The following is a 17427-nucleotide window of genomic DNA, read 5'->3' as shown; positions in this document are numbered from 1 at the left end:
GGGTCTGATGTCATGGATGATGAAGCATCAGACCCCACACAAAACTAAAATAAGATGCACAAGATAATGAAAAAAATTCTGCCAATTCTTGGCATGATCGCCTGTAGCTGTATCACGCATGCGCAAAGCCTTGAACATGCCAAACTCAGTATTCATAAAAACAATATTAAAGTCTGGACCTATCAACAGCAGTCTAGTCCTGTATTTTTATACAAGGCAGAAACCACCTTTAATGTGCCTTTAGAAAAAGCAGCTGCTCTAATTTTAGATGTTGATCATGCTGTGAAATGGGTACCTTATGTGGGCAGCGTGAAAGTTTTGTCACGAGATGATCAAAAAGGTGAGTTCTTATTGTATATGGTGCTGGATTTTCCGTTTCCCTTGAAAGACCGAGATTTGGTGGTTAAAGGAAAAATGAGCAAAGATGCACAGGGAGTCATCAGTATTCAAAACACAGCGATTGAAGGCGGCTATCCGCTGAATCCTGACTATGTGCGTATTCGGCAGTATGAGGGAGATTGGACATTTCAGAAATTGAGCAATCAGAAAGTCAAAGTCAGCACTTATGGCTATGCTAACCCTGAAGGTGCTATTCCTTTAAGTTTTGTGAATATGTTTGTGCAGCAACAACCCTATCAAATGCTGCAAAAGATGAAAATTGAATTGGGTAAAAACCGCAACTATAAGGGGTTGCCTGAAATTTTACGTTAAGTTTAGCCCGTGTAGGCTTTAGAATGTAATGCAAAATAAAATGGATGAAACCCATGCAGATTTCATCCATTGTTTAGTTTACAGACTGCTAAAGTGTGTGCGGTAATTTACTAGACTTAATAAGAAAATAGTCCTTTTTCTAAAGGAAACTCAATAGCAATAGATGCACCACCATCATTGCCATGAATATCTGAATCGCTGATCCAGCCATTCAATTTTAGTGGAATATCTGGGCGTAAATAATGTGTCCAAGTTAAATCCAAAGCTTTTAACTCATCTTTTTCTGGGAAAGCTTGGTTAGTTGTGCGGTTTGATTCATTCAATTTGGCAAACAGCATACGTGCATTCACGCGGTTGATACGATCAAAACGTATATCACCACCCACTGAAATCATTTGTCCATCACCACCCAGGGCATGTGCTAAAGGATAGCCATGTTGGTAAAAACCATCAGTATAATTGGTGTGGTTGTAAGTAATACCTTGTGCTTTACCGTTAGTACGGGTATCTGCCCATTCGGTATAGAGTTGGAACGGCATATTTTGATAGCTTGATGAATAATCTACCCCAGCCAGATACATTTTTTTAGCGGGTAAGCCACCAGCTTCATCTTCACCTGCATATTGTGCATAGATTCCCATTGGAACTTGTACTAAGGGGTGTAGGTTCAAACGCGCATCAAAGCCTGCAATTTGGTTAGATGGGTCGGGTTCGCCTGTGCCGCCGTTGTCTTTATTACCGACAAAAGCATCCCAAAGTGAGTTCAAACTTTCTGGACGATTTTCACCACCCCATTGAAATGCACGTGATGCCCCAAGTTCTAAATAAGGCAGTGGTTGTGCTGTAACGCGTAAACCTATCAGTTTTGCATCGGGCACAGCATCGTAATCATGTAATTGACCTGCAAAAGCTTGGTATTGCCATGGGCCAATCCAAGATAGCCATTTATTGTTAAACGCCGGTTGTTCAGCACGTTGCATGGTCACGCCATAGACAGGGCGACTGGCATCGCCACGAATTAAACTACCGTCATGCGCAGGCCCCCAATAGGTTGGAATTTGCCCTGCGATGAGCCATTGATTCCAAAGTTTGGCTGCAATGTAGGAACCTTCAATATTGACATCTTGGTCATGGTCAATTTGTGGGTCTTTTTCTGCATTGACCCGAATTTTAGCATCCCAGTTCTGATTCCCAGCATTGAGATCTAAACCCGCTTGATATTGTACTTTTTGTTGGTCGCCAAAAGCCTGAGGAATATGCTTTTGATCTGTTTCTGCAAAAAGAGAGGCTTTGAGCAGTTGGTTATTGGCATTTAAATGTGCCACCACTGCATCTATGACTTTTTGTTGATTGTTGTTGCTGACTTTGGCTTGAGAAAGTGCACGTTGAATTTCATCACCACTCATAGGCCAAGTTGACGTACTAATTTGAATGACACCTTGCTGATTTAGCCAGTTTAAATCGGTACGTAAGTTTTGGTCATTTAAGACAATGCCTTGGGCAAAGCTTAAGGATGAACTTAATGCCAGTGTTGCCAGCAGCGCTTTGGGTGCAAACATGCTTATATATTCTCAGCGTTTATAAACTGTAAACAAGATAGGTTTTTGAGTAGATTTTTGCAATGTGAATTGTTGAGTATTGTTGTAAATTTCAAAAGAAAATTCTTTAAAAATAGGTGAGTATTGCGGTGGCGGGCTGATTTCAGCCCACCAATCACTTCAAATCAATCCTCATCCTTATTGGCTTTATAGGCATAAGCATAGTTATAACCATAACTCCCCCCAGCTTCACGCTGAATATCATTCAGGATAATACCATTCACTTTGGAACCTGCTTGTTCAAAGCGATTGATAGTCAGTTCAAGCTCTTTCATTTGCGTCTTGGCAAAACGTGCCACCACCAAATTCACCCCCGCATATTGCGAAATGATAATTCCATCGGTTACAGCAAGAATTGGTGGGGTATCAATTAAAATGTGGTCAAACTGACTAGACAAGTGCGTGAGCATGTCTGCAAATTTTTGCGTACTTAATAACTCTGACGGATTAGCAGGGCTTTTGCCGCGACTGATGATGCTTAAATTTTCAACTTCAGTACTGCGTACAATATTGCCTAACTCGTGTTGACCATTTAAATATTCAGCCAAACCAGGTTGCACATCATAGTTAAAATATTTGTGCATATAACCGCGACGTAAATCGGCATCAATCAATAATACGCGCTTATCACTTTGCGCCAAAATGGTGGCTAGGTTGGTTGAAATAAACGATTTACCCAACTCTGGTGCAGGGCCAGAAATCATAATGATATTGTTTTTGGCACTGCTTAAAGCAAAGTGAATAGCAGTACGCATGCTGCGCAGGCTTTCAATGGCAATATCATCACTGTGTTTCACCGCAAGAATAGGAATATTCTTTTTCTTTTTCAGAATTTTAATACGGCTTTCTTGCACAGGTGAACGTGGCACAGTGGCATAAACAGGTAAATCAAGTTCATTTTCAATTTGATTCGAGTCTTTAATACCTGAACGCAACATATTACGCAGTAAGGCCAACAATGTGCCCAGAAAACCACCTACAAAAATAGCAAGTACTAATGTAATGAGCTTTTTAGGTTTGATTGGTTTTACAGGTTCAATTGCAGTATCAATAATGCGTACATTACCAATTTCACCTGCTTTGGCAATTTTGAGTTGTTGATAGCTATTCAATAACGCAGTGTATAACTCAGTATTTACCTTAACATCGCGGTACAGTTGTAAGTACAGTCGCTGGGTTTCAGGTAAACGCTTAATGGATTGAGTCATTTCCGAAGTTTTTTTGTTAATTTCAGAAAGTTGAGCGTTAATTGCTGACATTAATGGGTGGTCAGGCGTATATTTTGAAGATAGTTCTGCTTGTTGCTGTTGTAGTTGGATTTTTAATTTTTCCAGCTCAACATTCTGCTTTAGCATTAACTCCGCTTCTTGTGTTACATCAATTGTGTTGTATTGTTCTCGGAAACGGTTAAATTTAATTTCAGAGTCTTCGAGTTGTTGTTTTAACTCAGGCAGTTGCTTTTCAAGGAAGCTCAATGTTTGAGCCGATTCCAGTGATTTGCGTTCAATATTTTGTGCTTGGTAAATATTTAAGATGTGGTTAAGTACTTGTGTGATATGTTCTTTATCTTCACCATTGTAGTTAAGACCAATCACACCAGAGTTTTTACCTCTTTCCGCTACGCCGTAATCTTTTTTTATCCATTGTACGGCTGAAGGCATAGATAATTTAGTGACTGAAAAATCATGCGATATAGGGTTTTTCGCATAAATTTGAATTTTCCATACACCTTTCTGATCTAGGCTTTGATTGATCGCATTTAATTTTCCTTTAAATACAACATCTTTTTTATAAGACAGGCTAAACTCTTGTCCATTGATAAAGTTTAATGTGAGTTTTTTATCTAGATAAAAATTAGGCACATCAAAAGATTGAATAACAAATACATTTTTTTTATCTTGCCAAGTCACAACATTATTTTTATAGATAACTTTACTTTGAACTGTGTTGAGCAAACGATGCGTCAAGCTATTTTGTTCATCGGTGATACGAATATCTAGTTTTAAGTCTTGTATGGTTTGTCCGAGCACTTTGCGCGAGTTTAAGATTTCAATTTCCGCATCTGCAGCTGACTTTCCACCCATTCCTCCAGGCAATGCGCTTCCTAAATCTCCTAAAAGAGCTGCGGCACCAGCACCTTTACCATCTTCAACCTGAATCATGGCATCCGTTGAGTAGACATTTGGTGTTACTTTTAAGTAAAGGATAGCAAAAACGAGGCTAAGGAGTGTACACAGAGCAATGAGCTTCCATTGCGATAGCAAAGAAAAGAATAATTCTTTTAAGTCAATGGTATCGTCTTGAGGTGTGCTATTCGAATTCATGAAATAAAACTGCTAAAAATTAAAAATGGGATTGCCAGTCAGAAACGTATTTTTGAATGTTGCGACAAGTTTCATCAAAAAAAGCTTGATCATGTTGATAAGGATCGGGCACATTTTGATTTTGCCAATGCCCCAAACGAAAAACCTTTCCTTTGGCAAAAGACCAAGTTTGCTCAAGATGTTTTTTTTGATTATTACTCATGACTAAAATTAAATCGGATTTTTTAATCATTTCGGCAGTAATTTGTCTGGCAATGTGTGGACGCATATCAATATTCAGCTGATCCATACAGTGTATAGCTTTTGCATCTGCCGAATGTCCAGACATTGCAGAGAGACCTGCAGACTCAATATTTAAATTGGGATGATTGTTTTTTAGAAAATATTCAGCCATTGGACTACGACATATATTTCCAATGCATACAACTAAAACATTTTGAATTTGCATGCTATTTACCTAACTGGTCAAATGTGTAAAGTGCACTCGAGAAAGGCACAATTTGATTCATGATACGTTGCCAGCGTGTAAGCCCCGTTGCATCGATATATACAATATCATTTTTTTGCATCTGAAATTGATTGGCTAAAGCCAAATTGCCTAAGCTGCTTAAGTTCAAATGATAAATTGTAGAGGTTTTAGTGCTTAAATCTGTGCGCATCACAAAAATACGTGCAGCACTTGCAGAATAAGGGTTAACACCTTCACTTTCACCCAATACATCACTTAAGGTCATGCCTTGATCACGTAAAGTAAGTGCCTGGCTTTTATTTGACTCACCCATAACGTATAACTTTTGATTTTGTTTTGCATTTACAAAAATTGTGTCATTGGGTTGAATAAGTAGGTTGTGCAAAGACAACCCTTGCTTTTCTAATTCTACAGCATTTAAGTGATAGGTTTGTCCTTGTCGGATCAGTTGAATATTGGTGTTATCACCTGTTTCAGTATTTACGCCACCAGCTTGTCCCAAAGCTGTATAAAGACTGATAGGTTGGTCATTTAATGTGTACTGACCGCTACGCATAACTTGACCATTTACAAAATAGCGGCGTCCTTCGTATGAAAGAACCCGCACAACAACATCTGGGTGTTTTAAATAGCGCGAAAATTGTGAGCGTAAATATTGGTTGATTTCAGCCAGCGTTTTGCCAGCAACTTTGACTTGTCCAAGCAGAGGTAAATATACATTACCATTTGGGTCAATTGGATAGCCAGCCGCTTTGATATTACTAATATCTTGGATAGGTGGCGTGATTTCGGGATAAGCCCAAAGCTGAATTGAAAGTACATCACCTGCGGTTAAACGGTAAATGTGTTGCTTATTCTTAAATAAATGATAGATAGAATTTGTGCTCTGAATGTTGTTGAGCAAGTGGCTAGGTAAATTGTCCTGTGTTAGCTGAACGACCGTTAGTTGGGCGCCTTGGTCTGTTTGATACGCCCCTTGGGTAGGTAAGTCATAGGTTTGTAAGCCAGAGGTCACAGCACAGCCAGTGACGGCAAAGCCATATGCCAATAAAACAGCCAGTTGAAAGTGTCGCACGCGAGATTCCATTTTTAATTTATTAAAATATTTAAATCAATTGCCGCCATTTTACCGAACTTGTCAAATAGGTACATAGCAATTTGTAATGATTTTGCAGATTCTGTCAAATTCTTTGGGAATAAAATGATAAAAATCGCAAATTGTGAATTTACTCTAAATTTAAAAAGTTGAATATTCACAAAAACTATACACTGATGCTTCTTTCAAGTAATTTGAGCACAAATCATAATAGAAATTTCATAAATTTCTGTTAGTATTCCTGCCGAAAGATTCATTAATTTTTCATAAAATATAGATATAAATTGAAAGGCGCTCAAATGCTACAGCTTTCAGACCTAAAAATTGCCATTATTGGTTTAGGCTATGTCGGGTTACCCCTAGCGGTTGAATTCGGTAAGCTGTTGCCTGTGGTGGGTTTTGATATTCAGCAAAAACGCATACAAGAATTACAAAGTGGACAAGATCATACTTTAGAAGTGTCGCCAGAAGAACTTAAACAAGCGACACAATTGACTTATTCTGCTCATTTAGATGACCTACGCAGCTGCAATTTTTTTATTGTGACTGTTCCAACCCCCATTGATGAGTTTAAACAACCCGATTTGACCCCGCTCATTAAAGCCTCTACCAGTATTGGGAATGTACTTAAAAAAGGCGATGTGGTGGTGTATGAGTCTACCGTTTACCCCGGGGCTACCGAAGAAGCCTGTATTCCAGTTTTAGAACAAGTGTCGGGCTTAAAATTCAATCAGGACTTTTTTGCAGGCTATAGCTCAGAACGGATTAACCCAGGCGATAAGCTGCACCGTGTGACCAATATTTTAAAAGTGACTTCGGGTTCTACCCCAGAGGTGGCAGATTTTGTTGATGCAGTTTATCAACTGATTGTGACTGCAGGTACGCACAAAGCACCGAGTATAAAAGTGGCTGAAGCCGCCAAGGTCATTGAAAATACCCAGCGTGATGTGAATATTGCTTTAATTAATGAGTTGGCTGTGATCTTTAATAAGTTGGGTATAGATACTGAAGATGTTTTGCAGGCGGCGGGAACCAAGTGGAATTTTTTACCTTTTCGTCCAGGTTTAGTCGGTGGGCACTGTATAGGGGTAGCCCCATATTATTTAACCCATAAAGCACAGTCTTTAGGCCTGCATCCAGAAATCATTTTGGCGGCACGTCGTTTAAATGACCGTATGGGTGAATACGTTGCAACACAATTGATTAAAGAGATGGTGAAGCAGCGTATACAAGTGGTGGGTTCAAAAATTTTAGTGATGGGTTTGAGTTTTAAAGAAAACTGTCCAGATATTCGCAATACTAAAATTGTAGATATGGTTAAAGCTTTAAAAGAATATGATTTAGATTTAGATATTTATGACCCGTGGGTGGATCCGTTAGAGGCAGCAAAGGAATATGGTATAGACCCTGTTTCTAGTTTGGCGTACGGTAAATATGATGCCATTGTTTTGGCAGTTGCGCATGATCAGTTTAAACAGATGTCTATAGATGAATTTAAAGCAGTGGCAAAAGAAAAATATGTTTTATATGATTTAAAATACGTATTAGATACTAAAGAAGTAGATATTCGATTGTAAATAGTATGTTGATCAATGAAAGTAAGGATGGATCATTTAGTGAGTAAGCATCATAAAATGTAAGTGATTACTAAAAGTATTTGGCTATTAATAGGTGTGTGCTTATGTTTATTTTCTTTAGTCGGTAATGGTTTGTGTAATGTGGTATTTAAAGCACTATTCTAATATATAAGTAATCACTGTAAGTTAATATAAGTATGTCGAAAAATCAATTGATTTTAAATAATACAATTATCCTGTATATAAGACTTCTATTTACATTGTTTATTAGTTTATATAGTACAAGGGTATTGTTAAAAAACTTGGGAGTGGAGGATTTTGGTTTATATGGAACAGTTGCTGGAGTAATTGCATTAATCTCATTCTTGCAGAGTGCTTTGTCTAATGCAGTTAATAGATTTTTTAATATAGAAATGGTGGGGTATGATGTTCTTTATTTTAAAAAAATATTTTCGACATCAGTTTTTTTACATATTGTAATATCATTATTTTTGGTATTGTTGATTGAGGTTGTAGGTATTTGGGTGCTGAATTCGTATGTTAGCTTGCCACCTGGTAAAACTAATATTGCGATTTTCATTTTTCATTTTTCAGTTATCTCTTTATTTTTTTTAGTTGTAACTATTCCATTTGAGGCACTATTAATAACTAAGGAGAAATTTGGAGTATATGCTTTAATTTCTATATTCGATGTTGGATTAAAATTAATATTAGCTAGTGTTTTGGTTTTTTTTGGTGATAATAGATTATTATATTATGCAGTTGGTTTTAGTTTTATTGTTTTCTTGGTAAGAATTTTTTATGTGGTTTATGTGAGTCTAAAATTTGATGAAGCAAAAATAGTATTTTGTATAGAGAGGAATTTTTTAAATAAAATAATGAGTTTTATAAGTTGGGATTTGTATGGGAATTTTTCTGTTGTTTTTAAAGTACATGGAATAACATTATTAGTGAACAACTTTTTTGGATTAGTCGGTGTAGCTAGCATACAGATTGGTAATCAGGTTTCAGCTGCTCTACATAGCCTTTCTAGTAACCTCTTAATTGCTGTAAAACCGCAATTAATGCGAAGTTATGCAGAAAATGATTTTAATAGAACAAATGAATTAATAATATATTCTTCAAAGTATGCATATTATCTTATGTTGGTGTTTTGCGTTCCATTTATAAGTCATATAGATTATATTTTAAGGTTATGGCTTGTTAATCCACCAGAGTATGCAGCAGTCATTACTATTTTTATGTTGATTACTAGTCTAATTGGTGTGGTTTTTAATCCGATTATTATGCTAATTCATGCGACAGGAAATGTTAGGAAAATAAGTTTTTTAACAGGTAGTCTAATTCTTATCTCAGTTCCTATAGTATATATATTATTTAATTGGGGTTATAATTATTATTATGCATATATTGTTCTCGCTTTGAATGGTGTTTTGATTGGTTTTTTGAATTTATGGATAGCAAAAAATTTAGTGGAGTCTTTTAATGTTTATTTGTTTTTTAAGAAGGTGTTGGTTAGCTTGACTTCAACTTCTTTTGTAGTTTATTTGTTTATCTATTTTTTAGATAATTTTTTTGTGGTCAGTAGTGTTTTGAGTTTTATTGCTCTTTCTATATCTCAGGTTTTAATAACTATGCTTTTAATTTATTTTTTAGGCATTGAGAAAAGACATAAAGATGTAATAAATAAAAAATTAACTATAATTTTTAAACAGTGGGCTGAGAGGTTTTAAGTGTTAGACATAAAATTTTCGGTAATTATACCCTTGTATAATAAAGAGCAAAGCATAGTTAATACTTTACTTTCAGTTTTAAAACAAACTTATAAAGACTTTGAAATAGTTGTAATCAATGACGGTTCTACAGACAATAGTGTAAATCTTGTAAAAAAAATAAAGGATAAAAGAATTAAGATAATCCATCAGGAAAATAAAGGTGTATCTGCTGCCAGAAATAGAGGTATAAAAGAAGCCAGTTATGATTGGGTGGCTTTTTTAGATGGCGATGATCTATGGGAAGCTAATCATTTGCAGGAAATTGTAAATATGATGGATTTATATCCTGCCGAAAAAATTTTTGTAACATCATTTCAATACTCCGATGGAAGAGCGATGTTTAAACATCAAAGAGATGATATTATTTTCGAAATTAAAAAATATTTTAAGGAAGCAATAAAAGAGGAGTTGATTTGGACAAGTATTATAGTTATTCATAAACAATGTTTTGAAAAATCTGGTTTATTTAATGTGCTTTTTAATAGGGGGGAGGATTTGGATTTATGGGCTAGGCTGGCAAAAGAATTTAAGATAATTAAAAGTCAGAGAATCACCGCTATTTATAAGATTGATGCTGAAAATAGAACTAATCTAAGTAGAGACTTGAAAAAATGTCATTATTATCATTTCGATTTATATAATTATGATAGTGAAGATGAGGTTGAGTATTATAAAATTTTCTTATTTAATCGTATAATAGAGTATCTTTATAGTCAGTATTATTATACGGGATTTAAGTTGTTGTGGAAGTATTCACTTAGGGTGAGAGTTGAATTTTTCATATATTTTTTTAATTTTATGTTAGGATATGTTTTTAAAAAATTAAAATAAATTTTTATTTTAATTTTTATGGTGTATTTGTGCATTTTTCTGAGTGACTACGCATGAGTCTGTTAGGTATTTGAGTTTATATGAATAAAAATTCTATTTTTTTATTTCAAATCTTTTTGGTTACTATGCAGGGACTAATTTACCTCTTCTCAGAAAAAGGTGATGTAAGTTTTCTGATTGTTAATTTTTCGGCATTAAGTGTTATTCTAAGTTTTTTATTATCTTGGAAGTGTCGCCAAAGTACCTATATGCGAGGATTTGGATTTTCTATAATAGTATTTTTTGTTTTAATGTCTTGGATTATATCTTTCCAAATTCCATTAGAAATAATTTATGGAAACAGAGTTCTATTAGAGCCAAGTTTATATTTGGTTTATGATTTTACAGTTATTAATAAATTAGTTGCTTTTAGCTCTTTGATGTTGAATTTTTTTCTTTTGGGTCATACGTATAGCTATTCAAAACCTATAATGTTGGATTCGAGTGATTGTAAGATAAAAATAAAAACTTATCCTTTATTGATTTTAATATTTATTAGTTTTTTTGTCTTTTTTTTGACATTTAATAATGATTATAGTCATGGTGAGGTTGAAATTAATTCCATTAGTGTTGCCTCCTATGGTTTTTTAGTAAAATTTTCAGCAATTTATTTGGCGTTTAAGGTGTTTAATTACTCTCGAGTGAGTGGGAGAAATTCGTTAAATTTTTTATATAATCTGAATTTTTATTATTTGATACTAGTTGCTATTTCGTGTTTTGTTTTTTTAAATTCACACAATAGAATTTATGCGATTATGATTTTATCGCCAATAATTTTTTCATACTTTCTTTTTTATAAAAAGAAAATTAACGTTGTTTTTGTAATATTATGCTTTTTAGCTTTAAACATAGTCGGGTTGTTGTTCAAGGTTTATGGTCTTGCTGATATTTATAAACAAGGTTTATATATTAGTGATGGTTATGTCTTTACGAAATTTTCATTTCCCTTTACTGCAGAATTAGCTGGATCATTTTATTCTGGGAATATTCTTTTTTCGTTATGGGAAAATGGTTTTTCGCTGTACGGTACAACCTTTTTAGTCGGTTTGTTTAGAGCGCTGCCAGGTTTAATGGGTTTTTTAAATTTATCTCAATCAACCTATGATTCTGCGGTGATAGCAACATTATACAGTGGAGTGAATTATGGGGTAGGCACAACAGCAATTGTTGACTTATTGGTTAATTTTGGCCCTATTTTAAGTTTAATGATATTCACATATATTGGATATTTTTTTGGTAGAATTGAAATAAAAGCATATTCTAATAATAAATCTATCTATTCTTATGTGGTATTTATTACTATAACAATACTTATTTTGTTTTATCCAAGAGCAAGCTTGAATGACCTTGTTGGTATGGTTTTATTCAACTTGATTTTTTGTAAATTATATATTTCGTTTTTTAGTTTGAGATTTAAATGAAAATTTTATTTTTTGTCGGTAGTCTGAATGGGGTGGGAGGAGTTGAAAGATCTACTATAAACCTCCTCAACGGTTTATCTGAATCCAAAAATATCGAGCTTACTCTAGTTGTTTTTGATCACTTTTCGAATAAAAACTTTAAATTAAGTAGTAATATTCATATTGTTAGCTTAAATATAAGTGATTATAAAAAACAGTACATTTCAATTTTTTTTAAACTTAATCAACTTTTAAAGAAAGACTTTGATATATTGCTAACAGTAGAAACAATTTCATTGCTATTTTCTTTTTTACCTTGGTTTTTGAATAAAAATAGAACTAAGTTGGTGGTTTGGGAGCATTTTAATTTTAAAAATAATAATGGGAAAAAAGTAAGAGTTTTTCTAAGATTTTTGGCTGCTAAATATGCTGATTTGATAGTTTTATTGACAAAAAGAGATCAGGATGAGTGGTATTCTAATTTGAAAATAAATGCGAAGGTAACGTATATTTATAATATCAATCAATACTCTTTGCAAAAAAACTCATATAATTCTTCTTCAAAAACTATCTTATCTGTAGGAAGATATACTAAAGTTAAGGGTTTTGATAGGTTAATTAAAATATGGGCTATACTTCAAAAAAAATATGAATGTTCGGATTGGAATCTAAAAATTATTGGTTATGGTGAGGAAATTAATAATCTTCAATCCATGATTTTAAATTATAAGGTTCCTAATATCAGTCTTATGACTACTGAAAATGTTGAGCAAGAATATACGGGAGCTAGCTTTTTTTGTATGTCTTCATATTTTGAGGGTTTGCCGATGGTTCTTATAGAAGCCCAAAGTTTTGGTTTGCCTGCAATTGCTTTTGATATTTTTACTGGTCCCTCTGAGATTTTAAGTGTTAATTCAGGAATACTTGTTAATGATAATGCGTTAAATGAATATGTGGAAGCAATTTACTATCTAATATCTAATCAGGTTGTTAGGGAAAGAATGAGTTTAAATGCTTTTGAAGAGAGTAAGCGTTTTTCTAAAAAATCTATTATTTCAAAGTGGATTTATGAGTTAGAGAAAATTTAAAAATTTATCTTAAGTTTTATATTTTCTTTTTGAAACTTTAATATTAAAAAATCGATGAGATGCTTTAATGAGAATTTTATATGTAATTACAGGTCTCGCTGGTGGTGGGGCTGAAAAAGTTGTTGTAGATTTAGCTGCTAGGATGTTTAATCTGGGTCATAGTGTTAAAATTGCTTACTTTAAAAAACCAGTTATTGTTAGCCCAAATAATCAAAATATAGAACTTATATATATAGGGTTAGAAACTGTATATGATATTTTCAGTGCATATAAAAACTATAAAAAATTGATTGAAGATTTTCAGCCAGATGTTGTGCATGCACACATGGTACATGCCAATATTTTTGCTAGAATTGCCCGTAAATTTACTCCAATCCCTAAACTGATTTGTACTGCACACAGTAACAATGAAGGTGGTAGGCTCAGAATGTTAGCTTATAAGTTAACCCATCATCAGGCTGACTTAACAACAAATGTCAGTATTGCAGCTAGTGAAAGCTTTGAGCTACTTGGTGCTGTACCTAAAGGTGGCATTAGAACCATTTATAATGGTATTGATTTAGATAAATTTAAATTTAATCCCCAAGCTTATGAATCGATTAGATCAAATTTAGATATTTGTTCTGATGCTAAGTTGTTTTTAGCGGTAGGGAGGTTTCACAAAGCTAAAGATTATTTAAATTTAATAAAAGCATTTTATTTATTAATTGAGAAACAAGGCACTTTTATTCATTGTCCTGTATTAATAATCGCAGGTGAAGGTGAAGAGCGTGCTGAAATTGAGGCAGCTATTGCAGGCTATGCGCTGAGTGAAGATGTGAAATTGCTAGGTCGCAGAGATGATGTTGCTGACCTTATGTCCGCTGCCGATTTTTTTGTACTTTCTTCTGCATATGAGGGTTTTGGGTTGGTTGTTGCAGAAGCTATGGCATGTGAAACATTTGTTGTTGCAACCGATTCTGGTGGGGTAAAAGAAGTGATGGGGGGGTATGGTTTATTAGCTCCTATCAAAAACTCAACGCTACTTGCTGAACAGCTTAGCAAAGCAATATCTATGGATGAAAAAATAATAAGCCAAAATAATTTAAACGCACTTGATTATGTCAAAAAAAATTTCGATCTTGATGAAATTACAAAGCAATGGTTAAAAATTTATGCTGCCTAAAAAAATTATTCTTGTTGGCACAGTCGCATCTAGCTTCTATGGCTTTCGTGCAGATTTAATTCGTACATTCTTAAAAAAAGGTCATCAAGTTTATGCGTTTACTTCTGAATATACGGCAGAAGACCTAAAAAAAATAGAAAAGTTGGGTGCTACACCAATAACATATACATTGAACCGTGGGGGATTGAACCCACTTGTAGATATAATTGCAACATATCAACTCTCAAAAAAAATTAAAGCAATTAATCCTGACTTAGTATTCTCTTATTTTTCTAAACCTGTCATTTTTGGTACTTTGGCAGCCAAATTAGCTAAAGCTCCGCGTGTTGTTGGTATGCTAGAAGGGTTAGGCTATACATTTACGGAGCAACCAGAAGGTTTAAGTAAAAAAACTCAACTCATAAAAAAGATACAGATTTTTTTATATAAAATTGCATTACCACAACTTGATCAGCTTATTTTTTTAAATCCTGATGACCCAAAAGATTTACTTGAAAAGCATGCTATAAGCGTCAAAAGTGTAGAGGTTTTAGGTGGGATTGGCTTAAATTTACAGGACTATCCATATCAACCCTTGAGTAAAATTCGTTTGCCCCTTAAATTTTTATTTATTGGTCGTTTATTGAAAGAAAAAGGGATACATGAATTTGTTCATGCAGCAAAACTTGTAAAGGAAATATATCCTGAGACAGAGTTTATAGTGCTTGGTGCAATAGATCATCATAATTTAGGTGCTTTACAACAAACAGACTTGGATACTTTAATTTCCTCTAATATTATTCAATACTCTGGTCATGTTAGTAATATCAAAGATTGGATTGCTGACAGTCATGTATTTGTATTGCCATCGTATCGTGAGGGAGTGCCAAGAAGTACACAAGAGGCTATGGCGATAGGGCGTGCGATTATTACGACAGATGTGCCAGGTTGCCGTGAAACGGTTGTAGACGGCGTGAATGGTTTTATTATCCCTCGATGGAATCCTGAAGCATTAGCTGAGAAAATGATTTATTTCATTGAACATCCTGAACAGATTTGTGTAATGGGTGTCGAAAGCTATAAAATAGCTGTTGAAAAGTTTGATGCAGAAAAAGTAAATCAACGTTTAGTGAATATTCTAGGTCTATAAATGCTAAAACGCCTCCTCGATATTATTATTGCTTCTATTGCCCTGATTTTACTGTCACCATTGTATTTTTATGTGGCACATAAAGTGAAAAAAAATCTAGGTTCGCCTGTTTTATTTCGTCAGGTACGCCCGGGTTTACACGGCAAACCTTTTGAAATGATTAAATTTCGCAGTATGAAAGATGCTGTAGATGCACAAGGCAACCCTCTACCAGACAGTGAGCGATTAACGCCTTTTGGTAAAATGCTGCGTTCTAGTAGTCTAGATGAAATGCCAGAACTTTGGAATGTCATTAAGGGCGATATGAGCATCGTCGGGCCACGCCCACTACTCATGGAATACTTACCGCTATATAACCAAGAACAAGCCAAACGCCATTTAGTCCGCCCAGGCATGACAGGGCATGCACAGGTAAATGGACGTAATGCCATTAGTTGGGAAGAAAAATTTAAACTTGATACGTGGTATGTAGAAAATCAATCGATCTGGTTAGATTTTAAAATTATGCTGAAAACGGTTAAAAAAGTGCTCGCCAAAGATGATATTAACGCGGAAAATGATGCAACAATGCCAAAATTTAATGGTAATGAGAAGAAATAAATGAATATTTTAATTACCTCAGCAGGACAAAGAGTTTCATTGGTACGCTCTTTCCAAACAGAACTGAAAAAAATTTTTGAAAATGGTCAGGTTTTTACTACTGATTTAAATCCTATTCTAGCTCCTGCATGTCATATTTCTGACCAAAGTTTTAAAGCACCACGTGTTACAAGCCCTGAATATATTGATTATTTATTACACCTTTGCTTGAGTCATCAAGTTAAATTAATCGTACCAACGATTGATACAGAGTTATTAGTTTTAAGTGAAAATATTGCTTATTTTAAGCAGCAAGGAATCCATTTATTGGTAAGTGATCCTGAGTTGGTACACCAATGTCGCGACAAACGTCAAATCAATCATTTTTTTGAAGAAAAAGGAATTGATATTCCGCAGCAATATACCTTAGAGAGTCTAAAGTTTCCTGTTTTTGTAAAGCCATATGATGGAAGCTTGAGTAAAGGTATTTTTACAGCCTATTGTGCAGAAGATATTAAACCGGAACATCGTGTGGATCCAAAACTTATGTTTATGGAATACATTAAACCAGACGACTATGATGAATTTACCGTTGACTGTTACTACGATAAATCCTCAGACTTAAAATGTGTAGTACCGCGTAAGCGTATTTTTGTGCGTGCAGGTGAAGTAAATAAAGGGGTAACAAAAAAGAACTTTATTGTCAGAGAATTTAATCAAAAGTTAAAATATATAGCTGGTGCGCGTGGCTGTTTAACGATACAGGTATTTATGCATAAAACTGAAGATAAAATTTTAGGGATTGAAATAAACCCACGTTTTGGTGGTGGCTATCCTTTAAGTTATTTAGCAGGTGCTAATTATAGTCAGTGGGTTATTCAAGAATATCTGTTAAATCAGGATATTGAAGAATTTTCAGCATGGTGTGATAATTTACTTATGCTGCGTTATGATGCTGAGGTTTTGGTAAATGACTACCAAGATTAAAGCTTTAGTTTTAGATTTAGATGATACACTTTATGCTGAAATAAGTTATTTGCAATCCGCATACCGTTTTATTGCGGCAAAAATTAGTACTCAGCCACAACAGTTGTACGCGAAAATGTTGGCAGAATATCAGGCTGGTGAAAACGTTTTTGAAAATATTTCCCAAAAATATCAACTGGATAAAAAAGAGCTTTTAGATTGGTATCGCTTTCATAAACCGGATATTACCCTATTCCAAGATGTTGCAGAAACATTAACCTATTTTGCTAAGGAATATAAATATGCAGTTATTACTGACGGGCGTTCAAAAACTCAACGTAATAAATTACAAGCGTTAGGATTAACAAATCTTTTGAATAGTATAGTAATTTCTGAGGAAATTGGCTCAGAAAAGCCATCTATAGCCAACTATGAGAAAGTGATGAACGAATTACAGTGTGAAGAATATATTTATATAGGTGATAATCTGAAAAAAGATTTTGTAACAGCAAAATTATTAGGCTGGACCACCATATGCTTGAAAGATCAAGGTCAGAATATTCATAAACAGAATTTTTCAATTGCTGCGGAATATCAAGCAGACCATTGCTTAAATTCTTGGCAAGAAATTAGAAGCTTCTTATCGTTGGATAGAAATAAAACTCATTAGGATTAGTAGT

Annotated in this window: 15 protein-coding genes; 11 read left to right on the top strand and 4 right to left on the bottom strand. The window is 34.3% G+C overall.

The window, feature by feature from the left end; translation table 11 throughout:
• Nucleotides 1–93 precede the first annotated feature (93 nt).
• The gene (locus tag FTV41_RS09435; RefSeq protein ID WP_373682957.1) at nt 94–711 is read left to right on the top strand and encodes an START domain-containing protein; all 618 of its coding nucleotides are present in this window, start codon (nt 94–96) and stop codon (nt 709–711) included.
• 116 nt (nt 712–827) lie between these two features.
• Here the strand turns inward: FTV41_RS09435 and FTV41_RS09430 are convergent, their stop codons facing one another.
• The 4 genes from FTV41_RS09430 to FTV41_RS09415 form a co-directional block, all read right to left on the bottom strand.
• Entirely contained in the window at nt 828–2270 is a 1443-nt protein-coding gene (locus tag FTV41_RS09430; RefSeq protein ID WP_179996465.1) for a capsule assembly Wzi family protein, read from the bottom strand.
• A gap of 164 nt (nt 2271–2434) precedes the next feature.
• Nucleotides 2435–4633, bottom strand: a complete 2199-nt coding sequence (locus FTV41_RS09425; RefSeq protein ID WP_179996464.1) for a polysaccharide biosynthesis tyrosine autokinase — start codon at nt 4631–4633, stop codon at nt 2435–2437.
• Nucleotides 4634–4652: 19 nt separating this feature from the next.
• On the bottom strand, nt 4653–5081 hold the full coding sequence (locus tag FTV41_RS09420) for a low molecular weight protein-tyrosine-phosphatase (RefSeq protein ID WP_004680161.1): 429 nt from the start codon (nt 5079–5081) through the stop codon (nt 4653–4655).
• 1 nt (nt 5082) lies between these two features.
• A complete protein-coding gene (locus FTV41_RS09415) occupies nt 5083–6189 on the bottom strand; it encodes a polysaccharide biosynthesis/export family protein (RefSeq protein ID WP_179996463.1) in 1107 nt (368 codons plus the stop codon).
• A 308-nt stretch (nt 6190–6497) separates the two neighbouring features.
• On the opposite strand from FTV41_RS09415, the gene tviB reads away from it, so the two are divergent.
• From tviB to FTV41_RS09365, 10 genes are all read left to right on the top strand, one after another.
• Entirely contained in the window at nt 6498–7775 is a 1278-nt protein-coding gene (gene tviB, locus FTV41_RS09410) for a Vi polysaccharide biosynthesis UDP-N-acetylglucosamine C-6 dehydrogenase TviB (RefSeq protein ID WP_179996462.1), read from the top strand.
• Nucleotides 7776–7972: 197 nt separating this feature from the next.
• The gene (locus FTV41_RS09405; RefSeq protein WP_179996461.1) at nt 7973–9508 is read left to right on the top strand and encodes a lipopolysaccharide biosynthesis protein; all 1536 of its coding nucleotides are present in this window, start codon (nt 7973–7975) and stop codon (nt 9506–9508) included.
• The gene (locus FTV41_RS09400) at nt 9509–10381 is read left to right on the top strand and encodes a glycosyltransferase family A protein (protein ID WP_179996460.1); all 873 of its coding nucleotides are present in this window, start codon (nt 9509–9511) and stop codon (nt 10379–10381) included.
• A gap of 80 nt (nt 10382–10461) precedes the next feature.
• Entirely contained in the window at nt 10462–11841 is a 1380-nt protein-coding gene (locus FTV41_RS09395; RefSeq protein WP_179996459.1) for an O-antigen polymerase, read from the top strand.
• Complete coding sequence (locus FTV41_RS09390) at nt 11838–12908, top strand: glycosyltransferase family 4 protein (protein ID WP_179996458.1); 1071 nt, start codon at nt 11838–11840, stop codon at nt 12906–12908. Before FTV41_RS09395 ends, FTV41_RS09390 begins: the two co-directional genes overlap by 4 nt.
• Nucleotides 12909–12975: 67 nt before the next feature.
• Entirely contained in the window at nt 12976–14073 is a 1098-nt protein-coding gene (locus FTV41_RS09385; protein WP_179996457.1) for a glycosyltransferase, read from the top strand.
• The gene (locus FTV41_RS09380) at nt 14063–15202 is read left to right on the top strand and encodes a glycosyltransferase family 4 protein (protein ID WP_179996456.1); all 1140 of its coding nucleotides are present in this window, start codon (nt 14063–14065) and stop codon (nt 15200–15202) included. Before FTV41_RS09385 ends, FTV41_RS09380 begins: the two co-directional genes overlap by 11 nt.
• The gene (locus tag FTV41_RS09375) at nt 15203–15802 is read left to right on the top strand and encodes a sugar transferase (RefSeq protein ID WP_179996455.1); all 600 of its coding nucleotides are present in this window, start codon (nt 15203–15205) and stop codon (nt 15800–15802) included. It abuts the gene before it with no gap.
• Nucleotides 15803–16768: an ATP-grasp domain-containing protein gene (locus tag FTV41_RS09370; protein WP_179996454.1), complete on the top strand. Its 966-nt coding sequence runs from the start codon at nt 15803–15805 to the stop codon at nt 16766–16768.
• Nucleotides 16752–17417, top strand: a complete 666-nt coding sequence (locus FTV41_RS09365; protein ID WP_179996453.1) for an HAD family hydrolase — start codon at nt 16752–16754, stop codon at nt 17415–17417. Before FTV41_RS09370 ends, FTV41_RS09365 begins: the two co-directional genes overlap by 17 nt.
• Nucleotides 17418–17427 lie beyond the last annotated feature (10 nt).

It is taken from the genome of Acinetobacter sp. YH16051, assembly GCF_013417135.1.
Classification (GTDB): Bacteria; Pseudomonadota; Gammaproteobacteria; order Pseudomonadales; family Moraxellaceae; genus Acinetobacter; species Acinetobacter towneri.
Note: the sequence above shows the minus strand (reverse complement) of the source record. Positions and strands in the feature narration are given on the sequence as shown.

Coding starts and splice junctions, on each gene's coding strand:
- FTV41_RS09435 (WP_373682957.1), top strand. CDS start 94: ATGATCGCCTGTAGCTGTATCACGCATGCGCAAAGCCTTGAACATGCC.
- FTV41_RS09430 (WP_179996465.1), bottom strand. CDS start 2,270: ATGTTTGCACCCAAAGCGCTGCTGGCAACACTGGCATTAAGTTCATCC.
- FTV41_RS09425 (WP_179996464.1), bottom strand. CDS start 4,633: ATGAATTCGAATAGCACACCTCAAGACGATACCATTGACTTAAAAGAA.
- FTV41_RS09420 (WP_004680161.1), bottom strand. CDS start 5,081: ATGCAAATTCAAAATGTTTTAGTTGTATGCATTGGAAATATATGTCGT.
- FTV41_RS09415 (WP_179996463.1), bottom strand. CDS start 6,189: ATGGAATCTCGCGTGCGACACTTTCAACTGGCTGTTTTATTGGCATAT.
- tviB (WP_179996462.1), top strand. CDS start 6,498: ATGCTACAGCTTTCAGACCTAAAAATTGCCATTATTGGTTTAGGCTAT.
- FTV41_RS09405 (WP_179996461.1), top strand. CDS start 7,973: ATGTCGAAAAATCAATTGATTTTAAATAATACAATTATCCTGTATATA.
- FTV41_RS09395 (WP_179996459.1), top strand. CDS start 10,462: ATGAATAAAAATTCTATTTTTTTATTTCAAATCTTTTTGGTTACTATG.
- FTV41_RS09390 (WP_179996458.1), top strand. CDS start 11,838: ATGAAAATTTTATTTTTTGTCGGTAGTCTGAATGGGGTGGGAGGAGTT.
- FTV41_RS09385 (WP_179996457.1), top strand. CDS start 12,976: ATGAGAATTTTATATGTAATTACAGGTCTCGCTGGTGGTGGGGCTGAA.
- FTV41_RS09380 (WP_179996456.1), top strand. CDS start 14,063: ATGCTGCCTAAAAAAATTATTCTTGTTGGCACAGTCGCATCTAGCTTC.
- FTV41_RS09375 (WP_179996455.1), top strand. CDS start 15,203: ATGCTAAAACGCCTCCTCGATATTATTATTGCTTCTATTGCCCTGATT.
- FTV41_RS09370 (WP_179996454.1), top strand. CDS start 15,803: ATGAATATTTTAATTACCTCAGCAGGACAAAGAGTTTCATTGGTACGC.
- FTV41_RS09365 (WP_179996453.1), top strand. CDS start 16,752: ATGACTACCAAGATTAAAGCTTTAGTTTTAGATTTAGATGATACACTT.